12 protein-coding genes and 1 pseudogene are annotated in these 15,958 nt (G+C 74.8%); 7 read left to right on the forward strand and 6 right to left on the reverse strand.

Features of this window, described 5'->3' with window-relative positions; all coding sequences use genetic code 11:
• Nucleotides 1–100: 100 nt before the first annotated feature.
• From FHX73_RS09560 to FHX73_RS09570, 3 genes are read left to right on the forward strand one after another with little or no spacing between them, the layout of a single operon-like run.
• Entirely contained in the window at nt 101–886 is a 786-nt protein-coding gene (locus FHX73_RS09560; RefSeq protein WP_145904591.1) for a hypothetical protein, read from the forward strand.
• 9 nt (nt 887–895) lie between these two features.
• A complete protein-coding gene (locus FHX73_RS09565; RefSeq protein WP_145904592.1) occupies nt 896–2,776 on the forward strand; it encodes a fumarate reductase/succinate dehydrogenase flavoprotein subunit in 1,881 nt (626 codons plus the stop codon).
• Nucleotides 2,763–3,521 (forward strand): succinate dehydrogenase/fumarate reductase iron-sulfur subunit, encoded by a 759-nt coding sequence (locus FHX73_RS09570; RefSeq protein ID WP_145904593.1) that lies wholly within the window; start codon nt 2,763–2,765, stop codon nt 3,519–3,521. Before FHX73_RS09565 ends, FHX73_RS09570 begins: the two co-directional genes overlap by 14 nt.
• A gap of 3 nt (nt 3,522–3,524) precedes the next feature.
• Here FHX73_RS09570 and FHX73_RS09575 read toward each other — a convergent pair whose 3' ends face one another.
• The 5 genes from FHX73_RS09575 to FHX73_RS09595 form a co-directional block, all read right to left on the reverse strand.
• Entirely contained in the window at nt 3,525–6,128 is a 2,604-nt protein-coding gene (locus FHX73_RS09575) for a SpoIIE family protein phosphatase (protein WP_145908175.1), read from the reverse strand.
• Between the two features lie 248 nt (nt 6,129–6,376).
• Nucleotides 6,377–9,046, reverse strand: a complete 2,670-nt coding sequence (locus FHX73_RS09580; protein ID WP_246213437.1) for a SpoIIE family protein phosphatase — start codon at nt 9,044–9,046, stop codon at nt 6,377–6,379.
• Between the two features lie 135 nt (nt 9,047–9,181).
• Nucleotides 9,182–9,577 carry a (deoxy)nucleoside triphosphate pyrophosphohydrolase gene (locus FHX73_RS09585; RefSeq protein ID WP_145904594.1) on the reverse strand — a complete coding sequence of 132 codons (396 nt, stop codon included), beginning with the start codon at nt 9,575–9,577 and terminating at the stop codon, nt 9,182–9,184.
• Between the two features lie 477 nt (nt 9,578–10,054).
• Nucleotides 10,055–11,176, reverse strand: coding sequence for a septum formation family protein (locus tag FHX73_RS09590; RefSeq protein WP_145904595.1), 1,122 nt, complete (start codon nt 11,174–11,176; stop codon nt 10,055–10,057).
• Nucleotides 11,177–11,242: 66 nt separating this feature from the next.
• The gene (locus FHX73_RS09595; RefSeq protein WP_145904596.1) at nt 11,243–12,064 is read right to left on the reverse strand and encodes a methyltransferase domain-containing protein; all 822 of its coding nucleotides are present in this window, start codon (nt 12,062–12,064) and stop codon (nt 11,243–11,245) included.
• Between the two features lie 87 nt (nt 12,065–12,151).
• On the opposite strand from FHX73_RS09595, the gene FHX73_RS09600 reads away from it, so the two are divergent.
• From FHX73_RS09600 to FHX73_RS09620, 4 genes and pseudogenes are all read left to right on the forward strand, one after another.
• Entirely contained in the window at nt 12,152–12,733 is a 582-nt protein-coding gene (locus FHX73_RS09600) for a pyridoxamine 5'-phosphate oxidase family protein (protein ID WP_145904597.1), read from the forward strand.
• A 28-nt stretch (nt 12,734–12,761) separates the two neighbouring features.
• A pseudogene (locus FHX73_RS46120) lies at nt 12,762–13,915 on the forward strand (dihydrofolate reductase family protein).
• 48 nt (nt 13,916–13,963) lie between these two features.
• A complete protein-coding gene (locus tag FHX73_RS09615; RefSeq protein WP_145904599.1) occupies nt 13,964–14,617 on the forward strand; it encodes an HAD-IA family hydrolase in 654 nt (217 codons plus the stop codon).
• 25 nt (nt 14,618–14,642) lie between these two features.
• Entirely contained in the window at nt 14,643–15,002 is a 360-nt protein-coding gene (locus tag FHX73_RS09620) for a DUF488 domain-containing protein (RefSeq protein WP_145904600.1), read from the forward strand.
• A gap of 43 nt (nt 15,003–15,045) precedes the next feature.
• Here FHX73_RS09620 and FHX73_RS09625 read toward each other — a convergent pair whose 3' ends face one another.
• Nucleotides 15,046–15,939: a DMT family transporter gene (locus FHX73_RS09625; RefSeq protein WP_145904601.1), complete on the reverse strand. Its 894-nt coding sequence runs from the start codon at nt 15,937–15,939 to the stop codon at nt 15,046–15,048.
• Nucleotides 15,940–15,958 lie beyond the last annotated feature (19 nt).

A 15,958-nucleotide genomic window follows, 5' to 3' on the forward strand; every position in this document is an offset into this window, starting at 1 on the left:
CCGGAGAAGAGCTGACGGCACGACAAGCTGACACCCCGTTGGCGGAACCCGCACGGCACGACCCCTTCCCAGGGAATGTGATCAAGGTCACACTCGCAGAATGGCCACAACGACCAAGCGCGCATCGATCCCGGAACGGACGCTGCGCACCGACCGCTGGTGGGTCCCCCAGCTCGCCACCGCGATCGGCCTGCTGCTCTTCGTCGGCTACTCGACCTGGCGGGCCTTCGACGCGGCCGACTACTACGCGGCCCCGTACGTCTCGCCGTTCTACTCGCCCTGCCTGGCCGCGCGCTGCGTGCCGATGAAGGGCGGGGCGGACTGGGCCCTGATCGGCGGCTGGTGGAAGCTCTCCCCCGCCCTGCTGGTGCTGATCTTCCCGCTCGGCTTCCGGCTGACCTGCTACTACTACCGGAAGGCCTACTACCGCGCTTTCTGGTCCTCCCCGCCGGCCTGCGCGGTGGCCGAGCCGCACGCCCGCTACAGCGGCGAGACCCGGTTCCCGCTGGTGCTGCAGAACCTGCACCGGTACTTCTTCTACCTGGCGGTGCCGGTCGCCGGGATCCTCACCTACGACGCGGTGCTGGGCTTGCGGAACCCGGCCGGGCAGTGGGGCCACGCGGGCCTGGGCACCCTGGTGCTGCTCGCCAACGTGGCGCTGATCTGGGCCTACACGCTCTCCTGCCACTCCTGCCGGCACATCGTCGGCGGCCGGCTCAAGCACTTCTCCAAGCACCCGGTGCGCTACCGCGCCTGGCAGTTCGTCGGCCGGTTGAACCGGCACCACATGCTGCTGGCCTGGTGCTCGTTGGCCTCGGTCGGCCTGGCCGACCTCTACGTCTACCTGGTCGCGTCGGGCGCCTTCGCCGACCCGCGGTTCTTCTAGGGGGCACGCATGGACGAGTACGACGTCGTGGTGGTGGGCGCCGGCGGGGCCGGACTGCGGGCCGCGATCGAGGCGCGGGAGCGCGGCGCCCGGGTCGCGGTGATCTGCAAGTCACTCTTCGGCAAGGCGCACACCGTGATGGCCGAGGGCGGCATCGCCGCCTCGATGGGCAACGCCAACGGTTCGGACGACTGGCAGGTGCACTTCCGCGACACCATGCGCGGCGGCAAGTTCCTCAACCACCCGCGGATGGCCGAGCTGCACGCCAAGGAGGCCCCCGACCGGGTCTGGGAGCTGGAGACCTGGGGCGCGCTCTTCGACCGCACCGCCGACGGGCGGATCTCCCAGCGCAACTTCGGCGGCCACGAGTACCCGCGGCTGGCCCACGTCGGCGACCGCACCGGACTGGAACTCATCCGCACCCTGCAGCAGAAGGTCGTGGCGCTGCAGCAGGCCGACCACCGGGCGACTGGCCGGAAGGATCCAGCAGGGTACGAATCGGGATTGCGAATATTCCAGGAATACACGGTGACCCGGATATTGAAGGAGGGTGACCGGGTTTCCGGGGTGTTCGGCTACGTCCGGGAGAGCGGCGAGTTCTTCGCCATCGCCGCGCCCGCCGTGGTGCTGGCCACCGGCGGCATCGGCAAGAGCTTCAAGGTGACCTCCAACTCCTGGGAGTACACCGGCGACGGGCACGCGCTGGCGCTGCTCGCCGGGGCCCGGCTGCTCAACATGGAGTTCGTCCAGTTCCACCCGACCGGCATGGTCTGGCCGCCCTCGGTGAAGGGCATCCTGGTCACCGAGTCGGTGCGCGGCGACGGCGGGGTGCTGCGCAACAGCGACGGCCGGCGCTTCATGTTCGACTACGTGCCGGACGTCTTCCGCCCGCAGTACGCCGAGACCGAGGAGGAGGCCGACGGCTGGTACGCCGACCCGGCCGCCAACCGCCGCCCGCCCGAGCTGCTGCCCAGGGACGAGGTGGCCCGGGCGATCAACTCCGAGGTCAAGGCCGGCCGCGGCACCCCGCACGGCGGGGTCTACCTGGACGTGTCCTCCCGGCTGCCGGCCGAGGAGATCATCCGCCGGCTGCCCTCGATGCACCACCAGTTCCGCGAGCTCGCCGACGTGGACATCACCAAGGAGCCGATGGAGGTCGGGCCGACCTGCCACTACGTGATGGGCGGGGTCGAGGTCGACCCGGACACCGCCGCAAGCCCGGCCGTGCCCGGGCTCTTCGCGGCCGGCGAGGTGGCCGGCGGGATGCACGGCGCCAACCGGCTGGGCGGCAACTCGCTCTCCGACCTGCTGGTCTTCGGCCGCCGGGCCGGACTGCACGCGGCCGCCTACGCGACCGGGCTCACCGAGCGTCCGGCCGTCGCCGAGGAGCAGCTGGCCGCCGCCCGGGCCGAGGCGCTGGCGCCGTTCGGCGACGGCGGTGAGCACCCGTACGCGCTGCACCAGGAACTCCAGCAGACCATGAACGACCTGGTCGGCATCATCCGCCGGGCCGGCGAGGTGAAGCAGGCGCTGGAGCGGCTCGCCGAGCTGCGGGACCGGGCCGCCCGGGTGGGCGTGGAGGGCCACCGGCAGTTCAACCCCGGCTGGCACCTGGCCCTGGACCTGCGCAACATGCTGCTGGTCTCGGAGTGCGTGGCCCGGGCCGCGCTGCTGCGGCGGGAGAGCCGGGGCGGGCACACCAGGGAGGACTGGCCCGCGATGGACCGCGACTGGCGGCGCTCCAACCTGGTCTGCGGGCTCTCGGGGGAGTCGGTGGAGGTGGTCCGGCAGCCGCTGCCCGCCCTGCGGCCGGACCTGCTGGCGCTCTTCGACCGGACCGAACTGGCGAAGTACTTCACCCCCGAGGAGCTGACCGATGAGCACGCGTGAGTTCCGGATCTGGCGCGGTGCGGCGGGCGAGGGCGACTTCGCCTCGTACCGGGTGGAGGTGAACGAGGGCGAGGTGGTGCTGGACCTGGTGCACCGGCTGCAGGCCACCCAGGCCCCCGACCTGGCGGTGCGGTGGAACTGCAAGGCCGGCAAGTGCGGCTCGTGCAGCGCCGAGGTGAACGGGCGGCCCCGGCTGCTCTGCATGACCCGGATGTCCGCGCTGCCGCCGGACGGCCCGGTGGTGCTGACCCCGCTGCGCGCCTTCCCCTCGGTGCGCGACCTGGTGACCGACGTCGGCTTCAACTACGCCAAGGCCCGCGAGGTGCCCTCCTTCGTGCCGCCGCCCGGGCTGGCCCCGGGCGAGTACCGGATGGCGCAGCAGGACGTCGAGCGCTCGCAGGAGTTCCGCAAGTGCATCGAGTGCTTCCTCTGCCAGGACACCTGCCACGTGGTGCGCGACCACGAGGAGAACAAGCCGGCCTTCGCCGGCCCGCGGTTCCTGATGCGGCTGGCCGAGCTGGACATGCACCCGCTGGACGCCGCGCCGGACCGCAAGCGGGCCGCCCAGGAGGAGCACGGCCTGGGCTACTGCAACATCACCAAGTGCTGCACCGAGGTCTGCCCCGAGCACATCCGGATCACCGACAACGCGCTGATCCCGCTCAAGGAGCGGGTCGCCGACCGCAAGTACGACCCGCTGGTCTGGCTCGGGTCGAAGATCGGCCGGCGGCCCCGCTCCGACTGAGCATCAGATCGAGAGCTCGAACCAGACGATCTTCCCGTGCGGGGTGCGGCGGCTGCCCCAGCGTTCGGCCAGCAGGCTGACCAGCTGGAGGCCGCGGCCGCCCTCGTCGGTCTCCTGGGCGCGGCGCTGGCGGGGCTGGGCGTAGCCGTCGTCCCAGACCTCGCAGACCATCGTGGTGTCCTTCAGCAGGCGCAACCGGATGTCGCCCCGGCCGTGCTTCAGCGCGTTCGTCACCAGCTCGCTGACCAGCAGCTCGGTGGTGTCCACCAGCTCCTCCAGACCGCGCACCAGCAGCCAGCCGCAGGCCAGTTCGCGGGCCTTGGCCACCGAGGTGGGCTCCGGGGGCAGCCGCCAGTCGCCGACCGCGTCCTCCGGGAAGGCCCGCACCCGGGCCATCAGCAGCGCGATGTCGTCCTCGCCGTGGTGCGGGTCCAGCTCGTTGAGCACCTGGTCGCAGAGCGTCTCCAGGACCGGGCCGCCGTTCTGCAGGGCCAGCCGGAAGGCCAGCAGGCCCTCGTCCAGCTGGTGCTTGCGGGACTCCACCAGGCCGTCGGTGTAGAGGCCGAGCAGGGCGCCGTCCGGCAGCTCCAGGGTGACCTCCTCGAACGGCTCGCCGCCCACGCCGAGCGGCAGGCCCGGCGGCACGTCCAGCATCCGGGCCGGCTCGCCGGGGCTGAGCAGCACCGGGGGCAGGTGGCCGGCGTTGGCGAAGGTGCACCGCCGGGTGACCGCGTCGAAGACCGCGTAGACGCAGGTGGCCAGGTAGACCTCGGCCGCGTGCTCGTCCACCGGCCGGTCCGGGCGGCCGTAGCCGGGCAGCGGGCCGGGGCCGGGGTCGCCGAGGCCGCGGGCGATGTCGTCCAGCGCGCCGAGCACCTCGGCCGGCTCCAGGTCGAGCATCGCCAAGGTCCGCACGGCGGTGCGCAGCTGACCCATCGCCACCGCGGCCCGCAGGCCGCGGCCCATCACGTCGCCGATCACCAGCGCGGTGCGGTTGCCGGGCAGCGGGATGACGTCGAACCAGTCGCCGCCGACCTCGGTGTTGTTGCTGCTCGGGCGGTAGCGGCAGGCGATCTCCAGGCCGCTGGCCTCCGGGTTGCCCGGGGGCAGCAGGCTGCGCTGCAGGATCAGCGCGCGCTCGTGCTCGCGCCGGTAGAGCCGGGCGTTGTCCACGCAGACCGCGGCGCGGGCGGCGATCTCCTCGGCGATCGCCACGTCGCGGGCGTCGAACGGCTCGCTGCCGATCGCCCGGGAGAGCTGGACCAGGCCGAGCACCTGGTTTCGCGCCACCAGCGGGACCACCAGGGTGGAGCGCAGCAGCGGGTCCGGGCCGGGGTCGGGGATCGCGCTGCGGCCGGTGCGCAGCGCCCGGGCGTGCGGCGAGCGGGGCGGGTAGCAGAGCGTGCCGCCGGCCTCGGCGGCGGCCAGCCGGGCGCCGTAGCCCAGCTCGCCGTAGGCCGCGCTGTCGCCGCCGAGCACCGCGGCGGCGTCGCCGACCACGCTGGAGACGGCCACCCGGCGCAGTTCGCCGCTGCCGTCGTAGGCGCCGCCGCGGCCGGCGCCGGCCAGCGCGGGGCCGGTCTCGCCGGAGAGCAGCGCGGAGTACAGGTCGACCGTGGCCAGGTCGCAGAACTGCGGGACGACGACGTCCAGCAGTTCCTTGGCGGTGGTCTCCAGGTCGAGGGTGGAGCCGATGTGCGCGCTGGCCTCGTTGACCAGGGCCAGGTTGCGCCGCACCCCGGCGGCCTCGCGCTCGGCGACCAGCCGGCTGGTCACGTCGTTGACCTGGCCGGCCACGCCGATCGGGCGCTCGCCCGGGCCGGTGAGCCGGTAGAGCGAGATCGCCCAGCGGCGCTCGCCGCCGCGGGACGGCAGGCTGCCGCTGAACCGCAGGTCCACCACCGGGTCGCCGGTGGCCAGCACCTGACGGACCGCCGCCTGCAGCCGCTCGGCCTCGGCGGGCACGAAGAGGTCGTGGGCGCCGCGGCCGGCCAGCAGCTCGGCCGGCACCCCGACCGCGTCGGCGAAGGCCTTGTTGACGCGTTGCAGCCGCAGCTCGCGGTCGAACAGGAAGAAGCCGCTCGGAGTCTGGCCGAAAACCGCCGCCGAGGCGGCCAGGTCGGTCTCGATCCGGCGCAGCTTGCCGAGGTCCACGGCGAGGCAGAGCGCGCCGGGGGTGCCGTCCTCGGAGGCGTGGCCGGCGGCCGGCATCAGGTAGACCTCGGCGAGGCTCTCGCTGCCCTCGCGGTCGAGGTACGGGGTGGTGCCGATCCACTCCTCGCCGGCGAGCGTGCGCTCCAGCCGGGCCCGGCCGTTGCGCCAGTGCTCGCGCGGCACCAGGGCGGTGACCGGGTCGGCGCCGAGCGCCTCCTCGGCGGGCAGCGCGAAGAAGTCGGCGGCCCGCTCGCTCCACTGGTTGATCCGGCCGTCCGGCCCGATCGCGAAGGTGGCGACCCGGATGTACTCGTAGATCGACCCGGGGTCGATGTCACCCCAGCGGGCCTGCTGCACCGGGGAGGGGGGCGGCGGTGCGACCGGCGGCGCGCCCGACTGCCCGGGCACCGCGGCATGGCCGCTGCTGCCAGTCAGCGCTTCCCGCGCCGGCATGCTGTTCAAGGACCGACCCCTCCAACCCGCGACCATCCGGATGTCGAGAAGACCGAGTATTCATCATCCGGGGGCGGCCGCACACGCCCCCGACATCACAACATCAAATCGAGCGAAGGTTTTTGTCCGGCGCCCCGCACCACCGGCCCGCCGCACCCGCGCCCCCGGTCCGCTTCCGTGCGCCCACCCCCCGATTGTCATGGACAGGCGGGCGCTATTCGAAAATCTGCTCGAAGAATCCGCTCGGTTCATTCCCGATCCGCCTCCTTCCCCGGCAATTCCTGCTCGAACCAGACCACTTTGCCCATCCCCTCGGCCCTGGCCCCCCAGCGCAGCGCCAGCCGGCGGACCAGCTCCAGGCCCCGCCCGCCCTCGTCCGCCTCGGCCGCGTGCCGCTCCCTGGGCGGGTCCGGCATCGGGTCAGAGATCTCCACCAGCAGCACCCCGGCCAGGGTCAGCCGGACCCCGATCGGCGCGCTGGCGTACCGCACCGAGTTGGTCACCAGCTCGCTCACCAGCAGCTCGACGGTGTCGGTCAGTTCGGCCACGTCCCAGTCCCGCAGCGCCCCGCGGACCAGCCGGCGGGCCCGGGAGACCGCGGTCGGCTCGGCCGGCAGGGTCCAGCCGACCGTCCGGGCGCCCTCCTCGCCGCGGCCCAGCCGGGCCAGCAGCAGTGCCACGTCGTCCGGCTCGCGGCCCTGCTCCATGGTGTCCAGCACCGCCTCGCAGGCGTGCTGGATGGACGGGTAGGGCTTCTCCAGCACCGACTGCAGCCGCCCCAGCCCGACGTCCAGGTCCTTGTCCCGCGACTCCACCAGGCCGTCCGTGCACAGCGCCAGCACGCTGCCCTCCGGCACCTTGAGCTCGACCGACTCGAAGGCCACCCCGCCGACCCCCAGCGGCGCCCCCGAGGGCAGCTCCAGCACCCGCCCCCGGCCGCCCGGCAGCGGGCCGCCGGAGCGGGCCGGGCCGGGCCGCTCCGGGCTGACCAGCACCGGCGGGATGTGGCCCGCCTTGGCCATGGTCAGCCGCGCGGTGGCGGGGTCGTAGACGGCGTAGACGCAGGTCGCCAGCAGCGCCTCGTCCGGACCCTGCGCCAGGTCGTCGGCCAGCTCGTGGACGTGCCGCAGCAGCACGTCCGGCGGCAGGTCCAGGGCGGCCAGCACCCGCACCGCGGTGCGCAGCCGACCCATCGTGGCGGCCGCCCGCAGCCCGTGCCCCATCACGTCGCCGACCACCAGCGCGGTCCGGTCGCCGGGCAGCGGGATGACGTCGAACCAGTCGCCGCCGACCTCGGTGCCGCTGCTGCCCGGCACGTACCGGTAGGCCACCTCCAGGCCGGTGGGCTGCGGCACCTGCTGGGGCAGCAGGGTGCGCTGCAGGGTGAGCGCGGCGGTGCGCTCGCGGACGTAGAGCCGGGCGTTGTCCAGCGAGCTGCCGGCCCGGTCGGCCAGCTCCACCGAGAAGGCCAGGTCGTCCCGGTCGAAGCCCTCCCGGCGGCCGGCCCGGCTGAGCACCAGCAGCCCGATCACGATCCCGCGGGCCCGCAGCGGCACCACCAGCACCGAGTGCACGCCGAGCGCCTGGGCGGCCCGCACCTTGGGGTCGCCGGGATACGTGGCGCTCTCCAACTCCTCGGAGCCGGAGAGCAGTTCGGGCACGCCGGTGCGCAGCACCCGGCCGAACGAGGAGTCCTCGGCGAAGGTCACCCGGGCGCCCCGACGGAGCATCACCTCGACGTCCGCGCCGTCCCGGTTGGCCGCCACGCCGAGCTGCAGCAGCGAGGTGCGGCGGTCGTGGCCGTGCTTGGGCAGGTCGTCCCCGTGCTCCACCGCCTGGAGCAGGATCGCGCCCGCGAAGTCGGCGAGCCGGGGCACCGCGGCGCCGGCCAGCTCCTGGGCGATCCGGCCGGCGTCCAGCAGGTCGCCGATCCGCGAGCCGAACTCGTTGAGCAGCGCGAGCCGGCGGCGGGCGTGCTCGACCTTGGCCACCGCCCGGTAGCGCTCGGTCACGTCCATCACGGTGCCGGAGATGCCGAGCACCCGGCCGGCCCGGTCGGTCAGCCGGCTGTACGACATCGAGCGGTAGCCGCCGGTGCGGGCGGTCAGCGGGGAGGCCAGGGTCACGTCGATCACCGGCTCGCCGGTGGCCAGCACCTGACGCTGGATCACGGTGATCTCGTCGGCCGCCCGGTCCGGCAGGGTCTCGCCGGTGGTGCGGCCGACGTGCTCCTCGGCCGGCACGCCGTTCATCTCGGCCAGGGTCTGGTTCACGGCGGTGTAGCGCAGCTCGGTGTCGAGCACCGCGATGCCGAGCGCGGACTGCTCGAAGAGCGCGTCCCGGACGGCGAGGTCGCGCTCCACGGCCTGCACCCGGCCCGACTCGGCGAGCGCGACCAGCAGGAACGGGGTGCCGTCGCCGTCCACCAGCAGCGAGATCCGGGCGTCCACCCGGACCAGCGGGCCGTCCCGGTGGTGCAGTTCGGTCAGGCCCTTCCAGCCGCCGGTGCGCAGCGCCTGGGCGATCGCCTCCCGGGTCCGCAGGACCAGGGCCTGGTCCACCATCAGCTCCTCGATCCGGCGGCCCACCAGCACCTCGTTGGGCCAGCCGAGCAGCTGCTCGGCGGCCGGGCTCCAGAGCACCACCCGGCCGGCCGTGTCGAGCATCGCGATGGCCACCGTGACCATGTCGAAGAGGCTGCCCTGGGTGTGCTCGCCGAGCAGCTCGCCGAGCCCCGGGGCGCCCTGCGGGAACGGCTCGGCCGGGCCGCCGCGCACCGAGGCCGGCGCCGCCGGCGCGGCGCCGCCGCGCACCGGCGGGCGGTCCTGGCCGACCCCTCCGCGCCCGCGCAGGCGCGCGCGAGCGGCCGCCCCTCCGGTCCGCCCGGGCCGGGCCCGGCCGCTCCCCGTGCTGGTCACCGACCGGGCCTCCCACACGTGCTGGCTCTCCTGATGTCACGGCTCATATGGAACTGTGACATACCGACACGAAAACCGTACTACCCGACGGCAGGTGGGTGACCCGGGGACCGGCACCGACGCCCTGACTGTCCGTCAGCCGGCGGCGAGCAGCCTCGCGACCTCCGGCAGCACCTCCCGGTCGTGCTCCAGCCAGTCCACCGCCGACAGCTCGTCCGGCCCCAGCCAGCGCACCTCGGAGTGGTCCTCCAGCGGCTCCGGCTCGCCCTCCAGCAGCTCGGCGGACCAGATCCGCAGCACCAGCCCGGCCCGGATCGGCCACTCCCCCGGCAGCCGGCCGACCGCCCGGGCCCGCACGCCCAACTCCTCGAACAGCTCCCGCTCCAGCGCCTGCTGCTGCGTCTCGCCGGGCTCGGCCTTGCCGCCCGGGAACTCCCAGCGCCCGGCCACCTCGGCCGGGGCGCTGCGCCTGGCGGCCAGCACCCTGCCGTGGTGGATGAGGACGCCGCCGACCACGATCCGGTTCTCCATGCCGCCACACCCTAGGGGGTGCTGACGGTGGGACCGGGAGTGCGCCGTGCGGGCCCGGCTCGGTGGGGGTCGAGTCGGGCCCGCACGGTACCGGCCGCCCCACGAGCGTGGGAACGACCCGCCAACGGGACGTACGGGCGAGGTTTCGGTGCCGTCACGAGCCCGACCGGCTCGCTGATCGGCGCAAGGAGAGCCTGCGGCTGCCGCCGCCGACCCGATGATCCGTACCCGGCCGACCGCGATCGCCGCCTGCCGTTCGCCGCACCTGCCCCCGTGGTCCCCCGTCCGACGCACCTTCGGCGACCACCGCGACGGGCGGACCCGAACGGGCCAGGGCGTCGCGGTTCGCCCGGTTGACACCGGGACGAGCGCCTCAAGTACGACTATCGCAAGGGTGTACCGGCAATCCCCATCGCGCAAGGTCCTGGTTGGATCGGCGACGAACGGAGCAGCGCCCGAACGGCCCCGGGGCGCCGCTCAGACCGACTGCGAGGCGCCGCCCCCGCCCGCCGCGCCGCCCTGCCCGTGCACCGTCGCGAGCCGCAGCAGTTGACGCACCGCCAGCTGACGGTCCTGCGCCTTGTGCAGGTCCGACTCGGCCACCGCGGCGGCCAGCTCGTCGGGGCCGGGCGCCGCGGCCGCCCGCTCCAGCGCGGCCGCCCGCAGGTCCAGCTCGTCCGCCTGGGCGCCGGCGGCGCCCCGCACCGCGGCGCCCCAGTCGCCGGAGCGCAGCGCGCCGGTCTGCGCCCGGAGCACCTCGGCGAAGGTGCCGGCCCACTCGCGGTAGCCCACCGGGTCGCCGGCCACCGGGCCGGCCGGGCGGCGGCCCGACTCCAGGTCGATCGCGTCCATCGCCCGCAGGTAGCGGTACTGGTCGGCGCTCAGGGTCGAGCGGTCCCGGCGCAGCGGGCCGGTCAGCCCGCCGCCCTGGTCCATCAGCACGCAGGTGGCGGTGCGCCGGCCGCCCTCCCACTCCGCGCGGCTCGGGTAGAAGAAGTCCACCGAGAGCTTGGCGGGCAGCAGCCAGTGGTCCATCGCGTAGTCCTGCGCCAGGCCCTGGCACTGCGGGGTGGCCTGGTCGTGCACCTGCGACTCGGTGGGGAAGGAGTCGCCGGTCAGCTCGGTGGTGCCGACCATCTCGCCCTCGTGCGGGGTGGTGCAGGGCCGGGTGCGGACCCGGCCGCCGTCCCGGTCGAAGCAGTCGCCGGCGTGCAGCGAGAAGACCGGACCGGCGTCCAGGGCGATCGGGTGGGCGGGCAGCACCTGGGCCAGGCCCAGGCCGACCGTGGTCAGCACGCCGAGCAGGGAGAGCAGCAGGCCGCTCACGGCCAGCGCGCCGCCGCGGCCGCCACGGCGCCGGATCCGCACCCGGGCGACCGCGCCGAACGCCAGCGCCAGCGGCCAGAGCACGACGGTGACCGCGCAGACCAGCGCGGCGACCGCGAAGCCGTCGAGGCCGGGGGCGGCGGGTGCGGGCTCGGGCTCGGGGACATGAGCGGGCTCGGGCACGGCCACGGACTGCGACTCGGGCACGGCCGCGGGCTCCGGGTCCGGCTCCGGTGCCGCCTGGACCTCGTCGCCCAGCTGCTGTTCCTGCACCGCTCCGCCTCGATTCGTGCACGAGTTCGACGAACGGGGGGACTCTAGCCGAGCGCGGCCCCCGGCTCAGCGCCGGGCCAGCACCTCCCCGTGCAGCACGGCGAACCAGCCGTCCGGCTCGACCGACCAGCCGCGCCAGGCCTGCGCGATCGCGTCCAGCTCGGCCTGATCGGCCAGGCCCGCGGCCAGCGCGGTGCGGGCCAGCCCGGATCCGGTGGTGCGCTCGGCCCAGGACTCGCCCCACCACAGCCGCTCGCCCGGGGTGGCGTAGGTCCAGGTGGCGCTGCTCGCGGTGACCTCGGTGAAGCCCGCCGCACGGGCCCAGGCCAGCAGCCGGCGCCCGGCGTCCGGCTCCCCGCGGTTGGCCCGGGCGGACGCCCGGTACAGCTCCAACCAGCGGTCCAGCTCCGGGACTTCGGGGTACCAGGTCATCGCCGCGTAGTCCGCGTCACGGACCGCCAGCACCCCGCCCGGGGCCAGCACCCGGCGCATCTCGCGCAGCGCGCCGACCGGGTCGGCCAGGTGCTGCAGCACCTGGTGGGCGTGCACCACGTCGAACTCGCCGTCCGCGTAGGGCAGCTGGAAGACGTCGGCGACCTCGAAGTCGATGTTCCCGATCCCCCGGTCGGCCGCGTACGCGGCGGCCTCGGCCAGCACCTCGGCGGAGGTGTCCAGCGCGACCACCCGCCCCTCGGGGCCGACCAGCTGGGCCAGGTCGGCGGTGATGGTGCCCGGCCCGCAGCCCACGTCGAGCAGGGACTGACCCGCCGTCAGCTCCGGCAGCAGGTAGGCCGCCGAGTTCGCCGCGGTCCGGCTGCGGTGGGAGCGCAGCACGCCGTCGGTGTGGCCGTGGGTGTAGACGGCCGCCTGGTTCTGATGGTTCGTCATCGAGTTCGCCATGCCTTCGACGATAGCCACCGTCTCAGCCAGTAAGAAACTCTTTCTCGATCCGTGAGACGGGGTTAGCCTGTTCGCATGGGAAAAACCTATGAACGGATCGACGGCCGCCTGCGCTCGTTCATCGAGTCCCAGCCGGTCTTCTTCACCGCCACCGCCCCGCTCTCCGACGAGGGCCACGTCAACCTCTCCCCCAAGGGCCGGGCCGGCACCCTCGCGGTGCTGGACGACCGGACCCTGGCCTACCTCGACTTCGGCGGCAGCCACGCCGAGACCATCGCGCACCTGCGGGAGAACGGCCGGATCACGCTGATGTGGTGCGCCTTCACCGGCCCGCCCACCGTGGTCCGGGTGCACGGCCGGGGCGAGCCGGTGTTCCGGGACGACCCGCGGTTCGCCGACCTGCTCGGCCACTTCGAGCCGGGGGCCGACGGCGGCGGGCTGCGCGCCGTCGTGCTGGTGCGGGCCGAGCGGGTGAGCGACTCCTGCGGCTTCGCGGTGCCGGTGATGGAGTACCGGGGCGACCGGGCGCTGCACGCCGACTACTTCGACCGCAAGAGCGACCCCGAGTTCGCCGAGTACTGCGCGAAGAAGGAGTACGTCGGCGTGAGCGTGGACGGCCTGCCCGGCCTGCCACTGCCGCTGCCGCCCCGCCCGTGACGCCGGGCCGGCGGTGACGGGTCGTAGCCTGGGCGCCGTGACCCAGCGCCCGTACGTGACCCTCAGCGCCGCCGTGTCCATCGACGGCTACCTCGACGACGCCTCGCCGGAGCGCCTGCTGCTCTCCAACCCGGCCGACTTCGACCGGGTGGACGAGCTGCGGGCCGACTCCGACGCGGTGCTGGTCGGCTCCACCACGCTGCGCCGGGACAACCCCCGGCTGCTGGTCAACGACCCGGCGCGGCGGGCCGCCCGGGAGGCCGCCGGGCGGCCGGCGTACCCGCTGAAGGTGACCCTGAGCGGCAGCGGCGAGCTGGCCGCCGGGCTGCGGTTCTGGCACACCGGCGGGGAGCGGCTGGTCTACAGCACCGACCGCGGCGCCCGGCGGCTGACCGGCGAGCTGGCCGGACTGGCCGAGGTGGTCGCGCTCGGTCCGGCCGTGCACCTGGGCGCCGTGCTCGACGACCTCGGGCGGCGCGGGGTGCGGCGGCTGATGGTGGAGGGCGGCGGCTCGGTGCACACCCAGTTCCTCAGCGAGGGGCTGGCCGACGAGCTGCAGCTGGCCGTCGCCCCGCTGCTGGTGGGGGACGCCGCCGCGCCGCGCTTCGTCAACCCCGCCGACTTCCCCGGCGGGAGCACCCGGCGGCTGCGGCTGCTGGAAGCACGTACCGTCGGGGACGTCGTCCTGCTCCGGTACGCCCCCAAGGAGTCCGCGTGACCACCGACCCGACCGCCGCCGACCGCGCCTTCATGGAGCGCGCCATCGAGCTCTCCCGGCAGTGCCCGCCCGCCGAGCACGCCTTCTCGGTGGGCGCGGTGGTGGTCGGCGCCGACGGCGCGGTGCTCAGCGAGGGCTTCAGCCGGGAGGGCGGCGACCCGGTGGTGCACGCCGAGGAGGCCGCGCTGGCCAAGCTGCCGGCCGGCGACCCGGGGCTGCGCGGGGCCACCGTCTACAGCTCGCTGGAGCCGTGCAGCCGGCGGGCCTCCCGGCCGCGCCCGTGCGCCGAGCTGGTGCTGGCCGCCGGGGTGGCCCGGGTGGTGGTGGCCTGGCGGGAGCCGGACCTGTTCGTCACCGGCTGCGAGGGGATCGACCTGCTGCGGGCGGCCGGGGTCACCGTGGTCGAGCTGCCGGAGCTGGCGCAGGCCGCGCGCGACGTGAACCGGCACCTGCTCGACCGGTAGTCATTTTGTACGCTAGGGGAACATAACCTCGTCCCCGGGAGTCGCCGCATGACCGCCACCCAGCTCTCCGCCCGTGCCCTGCTGCTGGACATGGACGGGACCCTGGTCAACTCCGACGCGGTGGTCGAACGCTGCTGGCGCCGCTGGGCCGCCGCCCAGGGCCTCGACGGCGACCACGTGATGAGCGTGGTGCACGGCCGGCAGGGCCACCTGTCGATGGCGATCCTGCTGCCCGAGCGGCCGGTCGAGCAGAACCTCGCCGAGAACCGGGCGATGCTCGCCGCGGAGACCGCCGACACCGAGGGCATCGTCCCGGTCCCCGGCGCGCCGCGGTTCATGGCCGAGCTCGCCGGGCTGCCGCACGCCCTGGTCACCTCCGCTGACACCGGCCTGGCCCGGGTCCGGATGGCCGCCGCCGGCCTGCCCTACCCCGAACTGGCCGTCACCGCCGAACAGGTCGGCGCCAGCAAGCCCGACCCGGAGGGCTTCCTGAAGGCCGCCGCCGCACTGGGCGTCGACCCCGCCGACTGCCTGGTCTTCGAGGACTCCCAGGCGGGCATCCAGGCCGGGCTCGCCGCCGGCATGCGGGTGGTCGGCGTGGGACCGCGCGCCGCCGCCCACCGGCCGACCGTCCAGGTCGCCGACCTGACCTCCGTCCGGGTCACCCGCGACGCGGACGGCGGCCTGCTGGTCGCCCTCTGACGGCCCGTCGGGCCAGACTGGCCCCATGGCCCGCCCACTCGTCGAGATCCGCCTGCGCCGCGTCTACGACCCGCCCGAGCCCGCCGACGGCTACCGGGTGCTCGCCGACCGGCTCTGGCCGCGCGGGCTGGCCAAGGAACGGGCCGGACTCGACGAGTGGGCCAAGGACCTGGCCCCCTCCACCGAGCTGCGCCACTGGCTGCACGAGGCCCCCGAGCAGCGCGGGGCCGAGTTCGCCGAGCGCTACCGCGCGGAGCTCGACACCCCCGCGGCGCGGGCCCGCCTCGCCGCGCTGCGCGCCCACCCCGTGCTCACCCTGCTGACCGCCAACAAGGACCCGCGGGCCCGCCACACCGCCGTGCTCGGCGAGCTGCTGCGCACCTGACGGGCAGCCAGGTCCTGGCGGGTGACCGACTCCTGGCGAGTGGTCAGCTCCTGATGCGCTGGGTGACGGCGATGCAGCCGACCACCAGCAGGGCGGTCAGCGGCGCGGCCGGCGGAGTGTGCTCCCCCAGCACCAGCACGGCCCAGCAGAGCGTGAGCAGCGGCTGGGCCAGCTGGAGCTGGCTGGCCCGCGGCACCCCGATCGCGGCCATCCCCCGGTACCAGATCACGAAGGCGCCGAACTGCGAGACCGTGGCCAGGTAGCCGAGCCCCAGCAGGCCGTGCGCGGTCAGCCGCACCGGCTCGGCCGGCAGCGCGATCGCGCAGGTCAGCGCCATGACCGGGGCCGCGGCGACGACCGCCCAGGCGATCACCTGCCAGCCGGGCATCCGCCCGGCCAGCCGCCCGCCCTCCGCGTAGCCGGCCGCGCAGATCAGCAGCGCGGCGAGCAGGCAGCCGTCCGCCGGGGTCGGGCGGCCGGCGCTCTGCTGCAGCGTGAAGGCCAGCACCGCGGCCGCCCCGGCGAGCGCGGCCCACCAGAACGCCCGGGGCGGCCGGGCGCCGGTGCGCAGCGCCGAACAGGCGGCGGTGGCCAGCGGCAGCAGCCCGATCACCACGGCGGAGTGCGCGGTCGAGGAGGCGCGCAGCGCGAAGGTGGTCAGCAGCGGGAAACCCACCACGCAGCCGCCGGCCACCACGAGCAGCCCCGGCCAGTCCGCCCGCCGGGGCACCGGCACCCGCCACACCGCCAGGCAGACGGCGGCCGGGACCGCGGCCAGCAGTCCGCGCAGCCCCGTGGCCGACCACGGGCCGAAGCCCTCCAGCGCCCAGGCGGTCGCGGGGAAGCTGAAGGAGAAGAGGAAGACGGCGGACGCGGCCAGGGCGGTCCCGCCGACCGCTATCGAGCGGCTGAAGATAGCGCTACCTTGTACTGTCATGAACGAGCGTAGCAGTCGA

This window comes from Kitasatospora viridis (assembly GCF_007829815.1).
Lineage (GTDB): Bacteria > Actinomycetota > Actinomycetes > Streptomycetales > Streptomycetaceae > Kitasatospora > Kitasatospora viridis.